The sequence below is a fragment of the Methyloversatilis sp. genome, from assembly GCF_965284615.1.
Taxonomy (GTDB): domain Bacteria; phylum Pseudomonadota; class Gammaproteobacteria; order Burkholderiales; family Rhodocyclaceae; genus Methyloversatilis.
Genome location: NZ_OZ260098.1, coordinates 3,571,405 through 3,585,698 on the forward strand (window position 1 = coordinate 3,571,405; position 14,294 = coordinate 3,585,698).

Genomic DNA, 14,294 nt, shown 5'->3' on the forward strand with positions numbered 1-14,294 from the left:
CCAGGCCGATGTCGGGGTCGGAAGACCCCTCCCTCAGAACCCCTGTCCCGACGCCGACCGCGCCAGCCGATCGACCGGCGCGCTGGGCCGGTCCGCCTAGCCGCCGATGCGTGCGAAGAACAGCCCGCGGTTGATGTCGCCGATGCTCACCATGCCGACCAGCTTGCCGTCGCGCGCGACCGGCATGCGGCGGAAGTTCTTGACGCCCATCCACGACGCCGCTTCGAGCACCGGCGTCTCCGGGGAAAGCACCAGCGGGTTGCGTGTCATCACCTGATCGACCCGCATCGTCAGCACGCGGTCATAGCCCTCCTCCATCGCGAGGAAGTCGCGCGTACCCACGTTATCGTGGATGTACTCGCCCAGCTTGGGATACATCGGCAGCATGATGTCGCGCACCGACACGATGCCGACGATGCGGGCATCCGGTTCGATCACCGGAATGGCTCCGCAGTGACGGCTGAGCATGTGGATGACGACGGATCTGACGCTGTCGCCGGGCGCGGCGCTGAGCACGCCGGACGACATGACTTCACTGACCTGCATGACTGTCTCCTCTGCGCGGAGTGCGGGAGGGGCCAGCCGACCCGGGCGCTGCGCGATCCGGGCGCACCGGGTGGCGCGCCCTGTCTGCGTGGTGTCCGGATCCGCTCCCGCAGAGGCGCTGTCTGGCCCAGCGCGGAGGAGAACTGCAGGAGCGGCCGAACGGGGTCAGGTCGGCGCACTGCGGCGCGCCGACCGTGGATCAGGGCTTCGCCGCCTCCGCCTCGGCGGCCGGTGCCGGGGTCTCGGCTGCTGCTGCGGCAGCGGGCGGCAGTGCGGCCTGTGCGCCGGGGGCGCTGAGCGCCACGTAGTCCTTCAGCATCGGCGTGCCGTAGAGCGGCTTGTAAGCACCCTGGTGGCAGGTCGCGCAGTTCAGCTTGGCGACGTCGCCGGTCGGCCCGAGCCGATGCGCCGGAAAGGTCGCGGTCAGCGGCACCATGTATTCGTTGTTCAGGTCGCGCGCCATCCGTATGCCGTGCCAGGCGGTCTGCCGCTGCGGCGTGCTTTCGGTCCATGGCGCGAAGGCGCGGCTGTTGTGGCAGTAGGTGCAGTTGACGCCGAGCGCATCCGACATGTGCATCATCAGTCCGTACGTACCCTCGGTATCGGCCAGCGAGCCAGGCGCCGCGGTCGGCAGCGCGGTCACCGCATTGACGCGGATTTCCTGCCCCTTCTGCAGATAGCGGGTGAAGGCGTCGTAGGGCAGCGAGGCGTAGGCGACCGCGGCGTCCGGCGTGTTCTGCTGCATCTTCGATCCGGCCATGCGCGTCGCGTGCTTCTGCGGCGGCGGCTGGAACCACACCTCGGCCGGCACCGGCATGCCGCGATGACAGGTGTAGCAGGTGACGCCGGTGTCGGCGACGTGCGGCTTCCAGTCGGCGTTGATGTGCTGCGTCATCTGGATCATCCGCCGCGCCACCACCTTGGTGTACATCGAGTCGTCGGCCATGTTCTCCAGCTTGTGGCAGTAGGCGCAGCCCTGTTCCGGCGAAACCCAGGCGGTCATCGCCACCATCAGCCGGGTGAACTCGGCGACGCTGACGTCGCCCAGCACCTTCACGTTCTGGAACACCTCGGACGCCTTCTGCCCTTCGCGCGGTGCCGCCGGTATCGGCTCCGGCACCACGTTCTTCTGCTGTTCGCCCTCGACGATGCGCGGGTTGTAGACCTGGACCATGCCGGTGCCGCGCACGCCGCGCTGCACCGTGTCGATCGGCGGTTTCTCGCAGGCGGCGAGCAGCAGCCCCGCCCCCAGCATGGCGACGACACGCAGTGTTGCCTTCAGGGTGTTCATGGCTGCACTCCTTGCACGGTGGCGGGATCGACGACGGTGCCGAACACCGCCGGATACATCGGTGCAACGTGATGCTTGACGGCCCACAGGTACCAGTTGTTGACCACCGTGCCGGTCAGCAGGATGCCGATGCCGCCGGTCAGCGGGCACAGCACGGCGAACCACCAGGCCCAGCGGTGGATGGATTCCATCGATGCGTTGAAGCCCATGGTCCAGCGCCAGAACAGTGCGGCGCGCTCCGATGCGGTTCCGCGATCGACGATCTGTTCGATCTCGCGCTCGCCGCCGAAGCGGCTGACCGCCAGGATGGTCGCGCCGTGCATCGCGAACAGCAGGGTCGAGCCGTAGAGGAAGGCGATCGACAGCATGTGGAAGGGGTTGTAGAACAGGTTGCCGTAACGGATCGAGAACGCGGCGGTCCAGTCCAGGTGCGGGAAGATGCCGAAGGGCACCGCCTCCGACCACGACCCCATCAGCACCGGGCGGATGAAGCCGAGCACCAGGTAGAGCCAGATCGCGGCCGCGAAGGCCCAGGCCACGTGGGTACCCATGCCGAGTGCCCGTGCCCTGCGGTACATGCGCACCCACCAGAGCAGGATGGAGGTGGTGAGGAAGAAGCCCGCCATCAGCCACCATCCGCCCTCGTTCAGTGGGGGTATCGACAGCCCGTAATGCGGCGCCGGTGGCTCCAGCGCGAGCCAGAACAGCTGGCGCACGAACTCGATCGGATCCCAGTTCACCGAGGCCATCATGTTGAGGCCGATGATCTCGAAGGCGATGAAGCCGCAGATCAGCGACGCCAGCCCGAACCAGCCGAGGTAGATGGGCCCGATCTGCGCGTCGCCGAGGCGACCGAACAGATGTACGTGGGTCGGTGTGCCGGTGCGTTCGCGGTCGTCACGACCGACCGAAACACCGGGGAAGGACGGTGCGTGCACCTGCACCTGCGTGAATAGATTCTGGTACTCGGCCATGATGGCACCCTCGCTTTCGTCTGTTATCGCCACACGGGAAGGTTGAGCCACCAGCTCCACCATTCCGGCCACCCGCGTGTCCAGAACGGACCGCTGATGACGATGCACACCGCGCTCCAGAAGCCGGCCGACAGCGCGAGGAAAAGACCCAGTCGATGCACGCCCAGCGTGCCGATCGAGTAGCCGATGGCGTCACGGAAGAAGGTGTTTTCGTGGTCCGGCGTCTTGACCACGCCATCACCCGGCGGATTGGTCGCCGACAGGATGAGCGCACCGTGCAACGACAGCGCCAGCGTGGTGGCGAAGAAGCAGCTCACCGCCAGCATGTGCGCCGGGTTGTAGTGGAAGTGCAGGTACTGATAGCCGGTGTTCGACACCCAGTCGAGGTGGCTCATGATGCCGTACGGAAAACCGTGCCCCCAGGCGCCGAGCAGCAGCGGCCGGAACACCACCAGCGTGACGTAGGCGAAGATGGCGACCGAGAACGCCACCGGCACGTGATAACCCATGCCGAGCTTGCGGCAGATCTCCACCTCGCGCAGCGCCCACGACACGAAGGCGCCGATGGCGCACACCGTGATCAGCTGCCACAGCCCGCCCTCCATCAGCGGTGCCATGCCCAGGCCGTACTTCAGGTCGGGTGGAGCGATGTTGATCTGCCAGAGATTCCAGGTGGTGCCCTGCGAGGCGCCCCAGATGATGAGCAGTGTGCCCAGCAGCGCGAAGAAGATGCTGGTGACACCGAAGAAACCGACGTAGAAGGGGCCGACCCAGAAGTCGAACAGGTCTCCGCCGAGCAGCGTCCCGCCACGGATGCGGTATTTTTTTTCGAAACTGAGCATGGACATGCCAACCCCCTTATCCGGAAGCGCGATGCCTCCGCGGTAGAGACGCGCTGCAGCGCTCATGCGAGGCCGGGCAGGCCCGGTCCCCGCACTCCTGCCGTCAGTGCATTTACTGCGTTGTCCGCATCGCGACCGGAGCCGGCATTGCGCTCTGGGCCGTTGCTGCGGGTTTCTTGCTCGGGCCTTCGATCCAGTTGAAGCGATCGGTGCTGAGCAGGATGAAATGGATCAGGAGCGCCAGCACCATGAGGAAGGTGAAGAGCGCGACCAGTGATCTGCGCGGATCGAAAAGCAACCAAATACGCCACATATCTGCGCTCCTATGCCTGGTAGATGTAAGGAATGACCGAGTAGGTCGCCGCCTTGACGCCTTCGATCAGCGACGCATAACCCTCGGAGCCCGGCAGCCAGGGGCGCCAGTTCCAGACGAGGATGTGAGCGACGATCGCGACGACCAGAAAGACGATGAAACTGGTCATGAAAATGGCGTGGAATTCCCGCGCCTCGGAATCTGTCAGTCCTGACAGGGATCCGCTTCTAGTGCCATCAGCCATACCGATTACCTCCTGACGGGCCTTTCGGCCATTGCCGCGCAACGCCCGCGCGGCGGGGACTTCCGGGGCTGACTGCGCCCCGCAAGAGGGTGGGCGGACGCGTGCTGCGCCCGCTCCGGACGGTGGCCAGACCGGTCCTCATGTCGTTTCCAGCGCACGCTGCACGCGCGCTGCAGTGATGCGTTGTTCGTCGGCGCCGCGCGCCGCTTCTTCCGCCTTGTCGCGCAGCCGCTTGGCGGCCGAGATGCGCACCAGGAAGGGCTGCTTGTCGAGGTACTGATCGAGCAGGCGCTGGGCGTCGTCGTCCCACGGCCGTGCGTCGGCACGGGCCAGCCGCGACGGTGTGGCGTCAACGCGATCCATGTCGCTGCCCAGCGGCAGGATGTGGAACAGCGCGTCGAACAGCGCGTTGCACACCTCCTGCACCAGATAGGTGGCGCCGGCGTAGCCCATGAAGGGCGTGCCGGTGTGGCGGCGGATGATGGCGCCGGGGAAGGAGGCGGGAATGTAGCTGCCGCGTGCGCCGCACTCGGCCATGTACATGCGCTCGTTGTAGCTGCCGAACATGACCAGCGGCGCCTTGTCGCGCACCAGCGCGCGCACCGCGTCGTTGTCGGTCTTGGCACCGGCGCGCCGCGACACCGCGAACGCACAGGGCAGACCCATGTCCTCTTCCAGGAAGTGGCGGATGCCGCGTGCGTAGGTGTCGTTGGCGACCACGGCGAAGCTGGCGGTACCGAAGAAATCCTGCGTCACCGAACGCCACAGATCCCACAGCGGCTTGATCGTCGTGTGCTTCTCGCGCTCGATGAAGGGCTCCGGATCGAGACCGGTCAGTTCGCCCAGCGCACGCAGGAAGCGGGTGGTCGAGTGCAGGCCTATCGGCGCTTGCAGATAGGGCCGCTCCAGCGTTTCGCACAGCAGCCGGCCGTACTCGCGGTACATGCAGATATTGACGTCGGCATCGACCAGTTTCGGCACGTCGGCCAGATGACTGCCGAGCGGGAAGCTGAGATTCACTTCGCAGCCGATGCCTTCGACCAGGCGACGGACTTCCGCCAGGTCGCTCGGCGTGTTGAAGCAGCCGTAGATCGGCCCGATGATGTTCACCCGCGGCTTCACGCCGTCGGCGCGCGGCTTGCGTTCCGGGATGCGCTTGGCGCCGTACTGCGTCCACAACCAGTTGATGGCGCGGTTGGCGCACTGCCACTGGTCCTCGTCTATCGTGCGCGGCAGGAAGCGCTGGATGTTGGTGCCTTCTGGCGTCACGCCGCCGCCTATCATTTCGGCGATCGACCCGGTCACCACCACCGCCGGCTGGTCCGGGTCCAGCACCTGGTGGGCGCGGCGCATGCTGCCTTCGGTGCCTTCGCGGCCGAGCTGTTCTTCGGCCAGACCGGTCACGACGATGGGCAGTTCGTGCGGCGGCAGGCCGTCGGTGTAGTGCAGCACCGAAGTGACCGGCAGGTTCTCGCAACCGACCGGACCGTCGATCACCACCTGCAGGCCCTTGATCGCGGTGAAGGTGTACACCGCACCCCAGTAGCCGCCTGCGCGGTCGTGGTCGAGGATCAGCATGTCGTCACCCGCTCGTGGCTGGATTGCTGTGTGCTCCGCTGTGTGCTCCGCTGGGTACTCCGCTGCGTACTCATATGGCCTCCTCGACGCTGCGCGCGCGGGCCAGCTTGGCCATCTTCGCGCGGTAGGCGGCGCGGTATTCCGGCCTGTCCTTCGGCACGTCCTGCCACACGCCGCCGGCGTGACCGCTGCCGACGCCGTCGAAGAATTCGCTCATCGTGTCGAAGCGCGCCTTGTTGCCGATGGCGCCATTGATCACCTGTGCCAGCGAGCCGGCACCGGCCGGCCCCATCAGCGGTCGTGCCGAAATCAGATTGGTGAAGTACAGCGCCGGGATGCGCGCCTCCTTCGCCGCCTGCACCACCGGTGTCGTACCGATCGCCAGGTCCGGACGGAATTCGCGCATCGCGGCGAGATCCTGTTCGAGCGAGGCGCGGTACTGCACATGCACGCCGTGCGCGCTCAGCCATTCGCGGTCGGCCGCGCTGTGCGGCGTCTGCGGGCAGGCGGTGCCGACATAGCGCAGGTCGGCGCCGCTCTCGACCAGCAGCCGCGCCACCAGCAGTTCCGAACCTTCGTAGCCGGACAGCGTGATGCGGCCCCTGATCGGGTTGGCGGCAAGCGCGCCGCGTATCGCCGGCAGGAAGCGGTTCTTCGCCGCGTCGATCTGCGCCTGACCGACGTTGGCCGCCTGGCCGACGGACTGCAGCCAGGCCTCGCTGCCGTCGTGACCGATCGGCGCGGAGCCGACGATGGGCCGACCCGCCGCTTCGAACTCGCGGAAGCTCGCGGTATAGAAAGGATGGATGGCACCGACCACCGCGCAGTCGAGCGCGGCGTACAGCTCGCGCCATTCGCGTGTCGGCACCACCGGGCCGGCGGCCAGTCCCATCGGTTCGAGCAGCGAGCCGATGATGACCGGATCGACCGGGAACATTTCGCCCACCAGCGCCACCGTCGGCCGGTCGGCCACACCGCTGCGCGGCGCCTGCACCGGCCCCTGCTCCGCCTCCTGGCGGGCGTAGCGCAGCATCGCGCCGGCCAGCACGTCCTTCGCCTCGGCGTGCGTCGGGACGCCGAAGCCCGGCACGTCGATGCCGATGATGCGTACGCCGTCGATCTCTTTCGGCAGCAGCTGCAGCGGCACGCCGCTGGCGGTCGGCACGCACAGATTGATGATGACGATGGCGTCGTACTGGGCCGGATCGGCCAGCTTGTACACCGCCTCGCGGATGTCCTCGAACAGCTTGCCGGTCACCAGCGTTTCGCTGTTGAAGGGCACGTAGCCGACGCTGCGGCGGGCGCCGTAGAAATGCGAAGTGAAGGTGAGGCCATAGACGCAGCAGGCGGAACCGGACAGCACGGTTGCGGTGCGGCGCATGCGCAGACCGACGCGCAGCGAACCGAAAGCCGGGCACATGCTCTGCGGCTGGTCGTGCGGGCCCTTCGGATAGTCGGCGGCGTAGCGGTCCAGCGTTTCGCTCTTGCCGGCGGCGCGCGCCGCGCCGTCCAGCTGTTCGCGCCCGGCGTGACAGCCGATGCCGTCGCCGTCGGCCGGCCGGCGCTGCGCCGACAGCGCGTCGGTGTTGATGACCTGTGTATGCGTTGTGTCGGTCATGGTGGCCACCTCAGACGGTGTCGTACACCACTTCGAGCGACGGCCGGATCACGTCTTCTCGACCCAGCATGTCGGCCACCGTGGCCGGCGTCATCACGTAGTCGCGACCGGTCACGTCGGCGGCGAACAGGCCGAGCAGACCGTCCTGGGTCATCGGCTTCGGCCGCACCGGTGGCGCCTCAGCCACATTGGTGGCCAGTTCCTCGAACAGCGGCGCCCATTGCGAACCAGGGCGGCCGATGATTTCGTAGCTGGCGCTCTTGCGCCGGATGTCGTCGTTGGCCGGGATGGTGGCCAGCACCGGAATGCCGGCCGCATCGGCGAACCGCGCCGCCTCGCCGGTGCCGTCGTCGCGGTTGATCACCACGCCCGCCACGCCGACATTGCCGCCCAGCTTGCGGAAATACTCGACCGCGCTGCACACGTTGTTGGCGACGTACAGGCTCTGCAGGTCGTTGCTGGCGACCACGATCACCTTCTGGCACATGTCGCGGGCGATCGGCAGGCCGAAGCCGCCGCACACCACGTCGCCGAGGAAATCGAGCAGCACGTAGTCGAAACCCCAGTCGTGGAAACCGAGCTTCTCCAGCGTTTCGAAGCCGTGGATGATGCCGCGCCCGCCGCAGCCGCGGCCGACCTCGGGGCCGCCCAACTCCATCGCGAACACGCCGTCGCGGATGAAGCAGACGTCGCCGATGCCCACGTCCTCGCCGGCCAGCTTCTTCTTCGAACTGGTTTCGATGATGGTCGGGCAGGCCTTGCCGCCGAACAGCAGCGAGGTGGTGTCGCTCTTCGGGTCGCAGCCGATCAGCAGCACCTTCTTGCCCTGCTGCGCCATCATGTAGCTCAGGTTGGCCAGCGTGAAACTCTTGCCGATGCCGCCCTTGCCGTAGATGGCGATGATCTGCGTCTGCTTGGTCACTTCGCCATCCGCGACGGGATCGGGATCGATCGCTGCCTCGGCGCGCAGCACCTTGGTCAGGTCGAACTTGATGGTGCTGACGGCGCCGCCGCCACAGGCTTCGGTCATGACAGCTGTCTCCAGTCGAGGATCATCTTCAGGCAGCCGGGGTCACCGAATGCCGTGCGGTAGGCGAGGTCGGCGCGGCTGGCCACCTCGCGATGCGTGATCAGGCCATCGAGCGACAGCCGGCCGTCGGCGGCCATGTCGCGCACGGTGGCCAGATCGGCGTCCTGCCACTGGGCGGCGACGCGCAGTCGCGCCTCGCGCATGAAGGCCGGTGCGAAATGGAAGGACAGTGCGTCCTCGTAGAAGCCGGCCAGCACGATTTCGCCCTGCGGTGCCAGCCGTGCGATCAGCGTGTCGAGCAGCGTCGCGTCGCCGCTGACGTCGCAGATGCAGCGGTAGTCGCGGCGGCTGTCCAGCGCGGCCGGGATGACCGCGTAGCCGGTGCTGCCGGCGGCGCGCATCGGATTCGTTTCCCACACCACCGGCTCGCCGCCGGCGGCCACGGTCAGCCGGGCGACCAGCCGGCCGAGCACGCCGTGACCGATGATGAGATCAGGCAGCCTGGCGCCGCCCATGACCGCGTGCTGTGCGGTGGCGGCCAGCGCCAGCAGGATGCCGCGTTCGGCCAGGGCTTCGTCTATCGGCAGCGCCCGCGCCGCCGGTACCACCAGCCGTGAGGCGGCTCCGCCGAACAGGCCGCGCACCTCGCCGAAACAGCGCGCACCCGGCACGAACACCCGCTCGCCGATGCGCAGACCGGCAGCACGCCCGGCGGCGCTGACGCGGCCCACCGATTCGTAACCCGGCACCAGCGGATAACCCATGCCCGGAAAGGGCGGCATGCGACCGGACCACAGCAGGCGTTCGGTGCCGGTGCTGATGCCGCTCCACTCGACATCGACGACGACGTCGGCGTCTCCTGCAGGCGCCAGATCCAGCCGTGTCACGACCAGCTGTTCCGGTTGCTGCAGCACTACGGCCATGCTGTCCATCGCGCCTCCTCGTTGAGGACGGTCGGCTGACGGTGTCAGCACGGCCTGTCGCATAAGTGTCATTCTATGTTTACCCTGACGTGTGTCAACGTTTAATTACACTTTCTGCTTCATCGTGTGTCAGCGGTCGTGGACGCGCCACCAGCACGCAGGTCTGCAGCGGAATCCGCGTCGGCAGACGGCCGATCTGGCAGAAGCCGGCGGCGCGCAGCATGTCGGTGAGCCGCGCCTCGCTGCGCGGGCGGCCCCGCCCCATCGCCATCAGGTAGAAGCCGAAATAGGCGTCGCCGACCGGCTCGGCACCGGCCACGCCGGACATCGGTTCGGCGATCAGCAGCGTGCCGTCGGGTGGCAGCAGCGCGCGGATGGCGCGCAGCAGCTGCATCACGTCGTCGTCGTCGTGGTCGTGCAGCACGCGCACCACCGACACCAGGTCGGCGCCGCGCGGCAAGGCGTCAGTCTGGAAGGCGCCGCCGAACACCTCGGCACGCGCCGTCAGGCCCGCCTCGGCAAAGCGCCGGCGCGCCTGATTCGCCACCGCCGGCAGGTCGAACAGCTGCAGCCGCAGGTCCGGCGCGCGACGCGCCGCAGCGCGCAGGAAGCTGCCGTCGCCGCCGCCGACATCGAGCAGGCAGCGGTGCATGGCGACCGGATAGGTATCGAGCACTTCGTCGGCCACCAGCGGCTGCGACGCCGCCATCAGCGCCGTGTAGTCGGCGATGCGGCCGTCGTCGAGCGCGGCGGCGTCGGCATTGCCGGCATAGGGCCAGTAGCCGGACAGCGCGGTGGCGCCGGACAGGCCGCGCAGCAGCGCCACCGGATCCTCGAAATCGCGATAGACGCGCCCGTGGTGCTCGACCATGTCGGCGATGCCCGGATTGGCCCGCACGGCCGCCCCCAGCATGCCCAGGCCGTAGCGGCCACCGGCACGGCGCGACGCCAGGCGCAACGCCACCGCCGCGTCCAGCAGTCGCTCGGCGGCGTCGCGGCTGAGCCCGGTGCGCAAAGCCACCTGCTGCGCGCTCTGCGCGCCGTCGGCCAGCAGCTCGAACAGTTTCAGCCGCACGCAGGCGAGCAGCACCTGCGAATAGACGAAGCCGGCGCACAGGTCGAACAGCGCACGCGCCTCGCGCCGCGCCTTGTGGCGCGTCAGCGGAAAGGCGGCCGCCCAGCGATGGAAACGCGGGCTGCTGAGCAAGCGCTCCGCCGCCTGGCGGATGCGCTCGACCAGACCTTCGCTCGCCGTCACCGCCGGCGGCCGGAATGTGTCGGGCAGGTCCATGGCGCGATCTTCAGGCGGCGCAGTCGGCGATCTCTGCCGGCAGGAAGCGCTGCGCTTCCATCGCGATCACCGCGCGCAGTCCGTCGGCACCGGAGCAGGCGGGCACCGCGTCCATGGCGTCGCTGACCAGTTGCTGCAGCCGTTTCACTGCGCCCGGTATGCCCAGTTCGCGAGCGGCGCTCGGCCGGCCCAGTGCGGCGTCGCGGCCGATCGGCTTGCCGATGCGCTCCTGCGTCGATGCCACGTCGAGGATGTCGTCGGCCACCTGGAAGGCTTCGCCCATGCAGTCGCCGAGCGCGCGCCACGGGCCGGGATCGGCCCCCGCCGCCGCCGCACCGGCCATGGTGGCCGCGGCAAACAGCGCGCCGGTCTTGGCCTGCTGGTACTGGCGCAGGTTCACGTCGGTTTCGCACTCGAGCGCCTGGCCGGCGACGATGCCCGACGGCACGCCGACACCGCGGCCGATGATGGACAGCAGCGGCAGCAGACGGTACGGCGCCTGGGCGCCGCCGCGCGCCATCGTCTGGAAGGCGAGCACGATCAGCGCGTCCCCGGTGAGCACGGCGATGCGCTCGCCGAAGGCGCTGTGCACCGAAGGCTTGCCCCGGCGCAGTGGCGCATCGTCGAAGCAGGGCAGATCGTCATGCACCAGCGACGCGCAGTGCAGCAGTTCGATTGCCGCGGCGGCGTGATCGGCGATCGACGTGTCGTCCTCGCCGCAGGCGCAGGCCGCAGCCAGACAGAGCCGCGGCCGGATGCGCGCGCCGCCCGGGAACACCGCGTGACGGATGGCCGCCGCCAGCAGTGGCGGGCAGCCGGGGCCGTCGGCATGCGACAGCGCAGCCACCAGCGATTGTTCGACCGCCATCCCCAGGGCCTGCTCGATGCGCTTCATTCCATCCATGGCCTGTTCCCCCGCATGTGTCGGCGCGCAGCTGCGTCCGACGAGTTATCGCGCCAACTGTCAATCTTGATTGTCAGGCGCTGGTGTAATGTAATGTAGACATGACAGGTCGTAACGTCAATGAAGGTTTACAGGAGCCGACATGAGCGGACAGGACGTGGTGGTGATCGGTGCCGGCGTGGCGGGCCTGGTGGCCGCGCTCGAACTGGCCCGCCGCGGCCTGGCGGTGACGCTGACCGAGCGCGCAGGCACGCCCGGCGGCAAGCTGCGCGAGGTGCACGTGGCCGGTCTGCGGCTCGACGCCGGCCCGACGGTGTTCACGCTGCGCGAGGTGTTCGAGGACATCTTCGACGCCGCCGGCAGCGACTTCGCCACCCACGTCGGCACGCGCAAGGTCGAGGTGCTGGCGCGCCACGCCTGGTCGGCCGACGAGCAGCTGGACCTGCACGCCGACGTCGAGCGCAGCGCCCAGGCCATCGGCGACTTCGCCGGCGCCGCCGAGGCGCGGCGCTTCGTCCGTTTCACGCGCGAGGCGCAGACCATCTACCGCACGCTCGACAGCAGCTTCATGCGCGCCCAGCGGCCGGGGCCGCTCGAACTGGCGCGGCGCGCCGGCGTCAACATCCTGCGCATCCGCCCCTTTGCAACGATGTGGCGGGCACTCTGCAGCCACTTCCGCGACCCGCGGCTGCGCCAGTTGTTCGGCCGCTACGCCACCTATTGCGGCTCGTCGCCCTTCGATGCACCGGCCACGCTGATGCTGGTGGCCCATGTCGAACAGCGCGGCGTCTGGCTGATCGAGGGCGGCATGTACCGGCTGGCCGAGGCGCTGGCCGCGCTGTGCGTGCGCCACGGCGTGCAGTTCCGCTACGGCGAGCACGTCAGCGAGATCACGCTGCAAGGCGATCACGTATCCGGCGTCCGGCTGGCCTCGGGCGAGTGGCTGGCGGCGCGCACCGTGGTTGCCAACGCCGACGTCGCCGCGCTGCCAGCGGGTCATTTCGGCGACGGCGTGCGCCGCGCGACGGCCGCGGTCGAGCCCGCCGCGCGCTCGCTGTCGGCGGTGACCTGGAATCTGGTCGCGGCGACCGAGGGCTTCCCGCTGCTGCGCCACAACGTGTTCTTCTCGACCGACTACCGCGCCGAATTCGACGACCTGCAGCGCCACGGCCGGCTGCCGCGCGCACCCACCGTCTATGTCTGCGCGCAGGATCGCGGCGACGCGCCGCCGTCGTCGCCGCTGCCGGCGGAACGCCTGCTCTGCCTGGTCAATGCGCCGGCCGATGGCGACCGCCGGCTGGCACGCCCCGGCGAGATCGAGCGCTGTGCCCACCTCGCCTTCCGCCAGATGGCGCACTGCGGCCTGCGCATCGAACGCCGCGCCAGTGCCTGCGTCACCACCACGCCGGAAGACTTCAACCGGATGTTTCCCGCGACCGGCGGCGCGCTTTACGGCGAGGCTTCGCACGGCTGGCGCGCTGCCTTCCGCCGCCCCGGCGCGCGCAGCCGCGTGCCCGGACTCTATCTGGCCGGCGGCAGCGCGCACCCCGGCCCCGGCCTGCCGATGGCCGCGCTGTCCGGCCGGCTGGCGGCCGACTGCATCCTGCACGACCGCTTGGAGGCCCGCTCATGAACGCACGCAACTTCGACGCCGACGTCGCGCCGGGCGGATACCGCTGGTGGTACGTCAACGCCACCAGCGATGACGGTCGCTACGGACTGACGGTGATCGCCTTCATCGGCAGCGTGTTCTCGCCGTATTACGCACTGGCCCGCCGCCGTCGCCCGGGTGCCGCCGACCCGCACGCGCACTGCGCGCTGAACGTCGCGCTGTATGGCGACAAGCGCCGCTGGACCATGACCGAGCGCGGCGCGTCGGCGCTGCAGCGCGACGCGCACAGCCTGCGCATCGGCCCGAGCCGGCTGCACTGGGAAGGCGCGGCACTCACCATCGACCTCGACGAGATCGGCGCGCCGCTGCCGATGCGCGTGCGCGGCAGCGTGCGTCTGCACGCGCCGACGCTGGTGCAGGACACCTTCGCGCTCGATGCCGACGGGCGCCACCTGTGGCTGCCGATCGCACCCTGCGCCCGGGTCGAGGTCAGGCTGAGCGAACCGGCGCTGCACTGGCATGGCGACGCCTATGCCGACAGCAATGCCGGCAGTCGCGCGCTGGAGGAGGACTTCACCCGCTGGCACTGGTCGCGCAGCAGCCTGCGTGGCGGCGACACCGCGGTGCTGTACGACGTAGAGCGACGCGACGGCACGCCGCATTCGCTGGCACTGCATTTCGACGCCGACGGCGGCTGCCGCAGCTTCGCCGCACCGGCGGCGCACGACCTGCCGGGCACGCGCTGGGGGATTGCCCGCGCGACGCGCAGCGAAGCCGGCACGACACCGCGGGCGCGCACGCTGGAAGACACGCCCTTCTATGCGCGCTCGCTGCTCGACACCCGGCTGCTCGGCGAGCCGGTGCACGGCGTGCACGAAAGTCTGGACCTCGAACGCTTCCGCAGCGGCTGGGTACAGATGCTGCTGCCCTTCCGCATGCCACGGCGAAGCGCATGGGCCGCCTGAGGAAGCCTGGTCAGCGCTCCGGCGCTTCGTCCTTGCGGTCGCCCTCGCGCTTCTGCAGACGGCGCACCGATACCAGCTGGTACACGGCGAACACCAGCACGCCGCCGAATATCAGCACCGCCTCGACAATGACCAGCGTAGTCGGACTCATTGCACGCCCTCC

Annotated in this window: 15 protein-coding genes; 2 read left to right on the plus strand and 13 right to left on the minus strand. The window is 68.9% G+C overall.

The features are described 5' to 3' along the window. Positions 1–96: 96 nt before the first annotated feature. The 12 genes from ACQ66H_RS16985 to ACQ66H_RS17040 form a co-directional block, all read right to left on the minus strand. Complete coding sequence (locus ACQ66H_RS16985; protein ID WP_019916993.1) at positions 97–546, minus strand: CBS domain-containing protein; 450 nt, start codon at positions 544–546, stop codon at positions 97–99. 199 nt (positions 547–745) lie between these two features. Further along, on the minus strand, positions 746–1,837 hold the full coding sequence (pufC, locus tag ACQ66H_RS16990; RefSeq protein ID WP_430434996.1) for a photosynthetic reaction center cytochrome PufC: 1,092 nt from the start codon (positions 1,835–1,837) through the stop codon (positions 746–748). Continuing rightward, entirely contained in the window at positions 1,834–2,811 is a 978-nt protein-coding gene (gene pufM / locus ACQ66H_RS16995) for a photosynthetic reaction center subunit M (protein WP_430434997.1), read from the minus strand. Before pufM ends, pufC begins: the two co-directional genes overlap by 4 nt. 23 nt (positions 2,812–2,834) lie before the next feature. Further along, on the minus strand, positions 2,835–3,659 hold the full coding sequence (pufL, locus tag ACQ66H_RS17000; protein ID WP_019916987.1) for a photosynthetic reaction center subunit L: 825 nt from the start codon (positions 3,657–3,659) through the stop codon (positions 2,835–2,837). Positions 3,660–3,765: 106 nt separating this feature from the next. Continuing rightward, positions 3,766–3,966, minus strand: a complete 201-nt coding sequence (pufA, locus tag ACQ66H_RS17005) for a light-harvesting antenna LH1, alpha subunit (RefSeq protein ID WP_019916985.1) — start codon at positions 3,964–3,966, stop codon at positions 3,766–3,768. 10 nt (positions 3,967–3,976) lie between these two features. Beyond that, positions 3,977–4,210 carry a light-harvesting antenna LH1, beta subunit gene (gene pufB, locus ACQ66H_RS17010; RefSeq protein ID WP_430434998.1) on the minus strand — a complete coding sequence of 78 codons (234 nt, stop codon included), beginning with the start codon at positions 4,208–4,210 and terminating at the stop codon, positions 3,977–3,979. A gap of 138 nt (positions 4,211–4,348) precedes the next feature. Continuing rightward, positions 4,349–5,788, minus strand: a complete 1,440-nt coding sequence (bchZ, locus tag ACQ66H_RS17015) for a chlorophyllide a reductase subunit Z (RefSeq protein ID WP_430434999.1) — start codon at positions 5,786–5,788, stop codon at positions 4,349–4,351. A 70-nt stretch (positions 5,789–5,858) separates the two neighbouring features. Then, on the minus strand, positions 5,859–7,406 hold the full coding sequence (bchY, locus tag ACQ66H_RS17020; RefSeq protein ID WP_430435000.1) for a chlorophyllide a reductase subunit Y: 1,548 nt from the start codon (positions 7,404–7,406) through the stop codon (positions 5,859–5,861). A 10-nt stretch (positions 7,407–7,416) separates the two neighbouring features. Further along, positions 7,417–8,436, minus strand: a complete 1,020-nt coding sequence (locus tag ACQ66H_RS17025) for a chlorophyllide a reductase iron protein subunit X (RefSeq protein WP_430435001.1) — start codon at positions 8,434–8,436, stop codon at positions 7,417–7,419. Further along, complete coding sequence (bchC, locus tag ACQ66H_RS17030) at positions 8,433–9,368, minus strand: chlorophyll synthesis pathway protein BchC (RefSeq protein WP_019916975.1); 936 nt, start codon at positions 9,366–9,368, stop codon at positions 8,433–8,435. The genes ACQ66H_RS17025 and bchC overlap by 4 nt, the downstream gene beginning before the upstream one ends. An 85-nt stretch (positions 9,369–9,453) precedes the next feature. Beyond that, a complete protein-coding gene (locus ACQ66H_RS17035) occupies positions 9,454–10,650 on the minus strand; it encodes a methyltransferase (protein ID WP_304027731.1) in 1,197 nt (398 codons plus the stop codon). 10 nt (positions 10,651–10,660) lie between these two features. Further along, entirely contained in the window at positions 10,661–11,554 is an 894-nt protein-coding gene (locus ACQ66H_RS17040) for a polyprenyl synthetase family protein (RefSeq protein ID WP_304027734.1), read from the minus strand. A 142-nt stretch (positions 11,555–11,696) separates the two neighbouring features. Between ACQ66H_RS17040 and crtD the strand changes: the two genes are divergently transcribed. Beyond that, on the plus strand, positions 11,697–13,187 hold the full coding sequence (gene crtD / locus ACQ66H_RS17045; protein WP_430435002.1) for a 1-hydroxycarotenoid 3,4-desaturase CrtD: 1,491 nt from the start codon (positions 11,697–11,699) through the stop codon (positions 13,185–13,187). Continuing rightward, complete coding sequence (locus ACQ66H_RS17050) at positions 13,184–14,131, plus strand: carotenoid 1,2-hydratase (protein ID WP_430435003.1); 948 nt, start codon at positions 13,184–13,186, stop codon at positions 14,129–14,131. Before crtD ends, ACQ66H_RS17050 begins: the two co-directional genes overlap by 4 nt. Positions 14,132–14,141: 10 nt before the next feature. On the opposite strand, the gene ACQ66H_RS17055 is transcribed toward ACQ66H_RS17050, so the two are convergent. Continuing rightward, on the minus strand, positions 14,142–14,282 hold the full coding sequence (locus ACQ66H_RS17055; RefSeq protein ID WP_019916967.1) for a hypothetical protein: 141 nt from the start codon (positions 14,280–14,282) through the stop codon (positions 14,142–14,144). Between the last annotated feature and the right edge of the window lie 12 nt (positions 14,283–14,294).